The organism is Tepidimonas sp., assembly GCF_036824975.1.
GTDB lineage: Bacteria > Pseudomonadota > Gammaproteobacteria > Burkholderiales > Burkholderiaceae_C > Tepidimonas.
On record NZ_DAISZC010000086.1, the window covers coordinates 2,976 to 5,604 of the forward strand.

Below are 2,629 nucleotides of genomic sequence, written 5' to 3' on the forward strand. Positions count from 1 at the left end.
GGTGCCAGCTGCAACGACCTGATGGGAGGCGCCGACTACAATGCAGAGGTTATGGACCGCTTCGCCCGCCTCAACGCCCTTGATCCCGACGCCCGCGTCAGCCCGTTGCTGCCAGAGCGGGTGTCGTACGCCGTCCGCACCCCCAGCCGCTGGCGCGGCTGGACAAGGGCCGCCGTGGCACTGCTGGGCCTAGGCGGTGCAGCGTTGGTCAACGCCCAGCCCGCAGGCGTGGCTGGCACCGAGCCACCCGCACCGCGATACCCTGAGCCGAAAGTGGAGCGCCTGGTGCATGCCGACGGGCTCAGCCGCGTGGAGGAGCTGCGCGTCGGGGGCCAGACCCGGCGCATCGAGGTGCAGACGCGATCCGCCGTGCCAGGGTATGAAGTGCGGCCCATCGACGGTGCTCGCAGCGACGAGATGTCTGGTGCCGGCATGCGCCGCTGGCGTGTGGTGCAGTTCTGATCGGCCATGGCGGTTTTCACTGAGGTAAGCCGTGTTGAGGCGGCCGACCTGATGCAACGGCTGGGCCTGGGCCGCCTGATCGAGATGGTCGGCTGTGCCGGCGGCATCGAAAATACCAATTACTTTGTCACCACCGAGTGCGACGGCCAGCGGCAGGAGTGGGTGTTGACGCTGTTCGAGCGGCTCAGCGCCGAGCAGCTGCCGTTTTATCTGCACCTGATGAAGCACCTGGCGGGCAAGGGCATCCCGGTGCCCGACCCGCAGGCCGACGCTAGCGGCGAGATCCTGCACCGCGTGCGCGGCAAACCCGCCGCGGTCGTCAACCGGCTGCGCGGGGCCAGCGTGTTGGCCCCACAGCCGGCCCACTGCGCGCAGGTCGGTACCATGCTGGCGCGTATGCATCTGGCCGCGCGTGACTACGAGCGCGAGCAGCCCAACCTGCGGGGGCTGGCGTGGTGGAACGAGACGGTGCCGGTGATCCTGCCCTACTTGCAGCCGGCGCAGGCGCAGCTGTTGCAGGCCGAGCTGGCCTACCAAAACCACGTCGCCGCCAGCCCCGCCTACCAGGGTTTGCCGCGCGGCCCCGTTCATGCCGACCTGTTTCGCGACAACGTGATGTTCGACGGGGACCAGCTCAGCGGCGTCTTCGACTTCTATTTCGCGGGTTGTGACACCTGGCTGTTCGACCTGGCGGTGTGCCTGAACGACTGGTGCATCGACCTGGACAGCGGCGCGGCCGACCCGGCACGCACTGGGGCACTGCTGCAAGCCTACCAGGCCGTGCGGCCGCTGACGGCGGCCGAGCGGCAGCTGCTGCCTGCCATGCGCCGTGCCGGCGCGCTGCGGTTCTGGATTTCGCGCCTGTGGGACTGGTATCTGCCGCGCCAGGCCGCCGTGCTCAAGCCCCATGATCCGACGCACTTCGAGCGCGTGCTGCGCGCGCGGCTGGCCGAATGCTAAAGCGCGCGGGATCGCCCCAGGCCATGCCGCCCCACCTCTGCCGACGCCCCTTCCACCGATGAAACTCAATCGCGTTCCCGCCCGCACCGGCCTGCTGTGGGTCCGGCTGGGACTGCGCACCTTTGCGCGTCAGCCACTGGCCATGGGTGGCCTGTTTTTCATGTTTATTCTGGCCGTCAGCGTGCTGGCGATGGTGCCGCTGGTGGGGGCACCGCTGGCGCTGGCACTGCTGCCCGCCGCCACGCTGGGGCTGATGGCGGCTGCCAAGGAGGCCGACCGGGGCCAATTTCCCATGCCGACGGTGTTGGCCAGCGCCTTTCGCGTCGGTCGCGAGCGCGCGCGCGCCATGCTGCTGCTGGGGGCGCTGTACGCGGTTGGCTCCCTGATCGTGATGGCTCTGGCGGGATGGATATCCGGCGCGCCAGCGCTGCTCCCCGGCAGCGGTGATGAGCCTCCGAAGCTCGACGACGCTGCGCTGCTGCGCAACCTGGCCTGGCAGGGCGTGCTGTACGTCCCGCTGGGCCTGCTGTTCTGGCACGCCCCGGCCCTGGTGCACTGGCACGGGGTGCACCCGGTCAAAAGCCTGTTTTTTAGCTGGGTGGCGTGCTGGACCAACAAGGGGGCGCTGCTGGTCTTCATGCTGGGCTGGAGCGCGGTGTTCGTCGGTGTCTCGCTGGTTCTGGTGCTGCTGTCGCAGCTGCTGGGGGGCACCAGCGCGCTGCAGGTGCTGATGTTTCCGGTGGCCGCGCTGCTGAGCGCGGCGTTTTTCACATCGTTGTATTTCACCTTCCGCGACAGCTTCCTGACCGACGACGGCCTGCCACCCGCGTAATGCCCATCGGTGAGGGGCTGTGACCCGGCGAAAGTGGGGCGCGAAAGGGCGGCCTCACCGAACGGCGAAGCAGACGCCCCCACGACATCGGTGGTTCCGGATTGGTTTGGCGCACCAGCGGCAATCGGTATGCCCACGCCAGCCCATGCAAAACCACACGGCCACGGCATGGGCGCGGCGACACCGGTCAGCGTCGAAAAGCTTCAATCATTGCACCGGAGTCAGCTTGGCCACCGCCAGCGCCAGCCACTTCGTGCCGTGGCGCCGAAAATCCACCTGAGCGCGCGCGTCGCTGCCCTGCCCCTCGATGGCCAGCACTCGGCCCTCGCCAAATTTGACGTGGAATACCGTCATACCGGTGCGAATCTCGGCGCC

At 68.4% G+C, this 2,629-nt stretch carries 4 protein-coding genes; 3 read left to right on the top strand and 1 reads right to left on the bottom strand.

Annotated features, from left to right (window positions below; genetic code table 11):
- From V7Z54_RS09015 to V7Z54_RS09025, 3 genes are all read left to right on the top strand, one after another.
- Positions 1 to 462: hypothetical protein (locus tag V7Z54_RS09015; RefSeq protein WP_334135981.1), on the top strand; the 462-nt coding region annotated here is incomplete at its 5' end.
- A gap of 6 nt (positions 463 to 468) precedes the next feature.
- Entirely contained in the window at positions 469 to 1,422 is a 954-nt protein-coding gene (locus V7Z54_RS09020; protein WP_334135983.1) for a homoserine kinase, read from the top strand.
- Positions 1,423 to 1,480: 58 nt separating this feature from the next.
- Positions 1,481 to 2,254, top strand: a complete 774-nt coding sequence (locus V7Z54_RS09025) for a BPSS1780 family membrane protein (protein WP_334135984.1) — start codon at positions 1,481 to 1,483, stop codon at positions 2,252 to 2,254.
- A 207-nt stretch (positions 2,255 to 2,461) separates the two neighbouring features.
- Here V7Z54_RS09025 and V7Z54_RS09980 read toward each other — a convergent pair.
- On the bottom strand, positions 2,462 to 2,629 hold a 168-nt coding region (locus tag V7Z54_RS09980; protein WP_443082464.1), incomplete at its 5' end, for a hypothetical protein.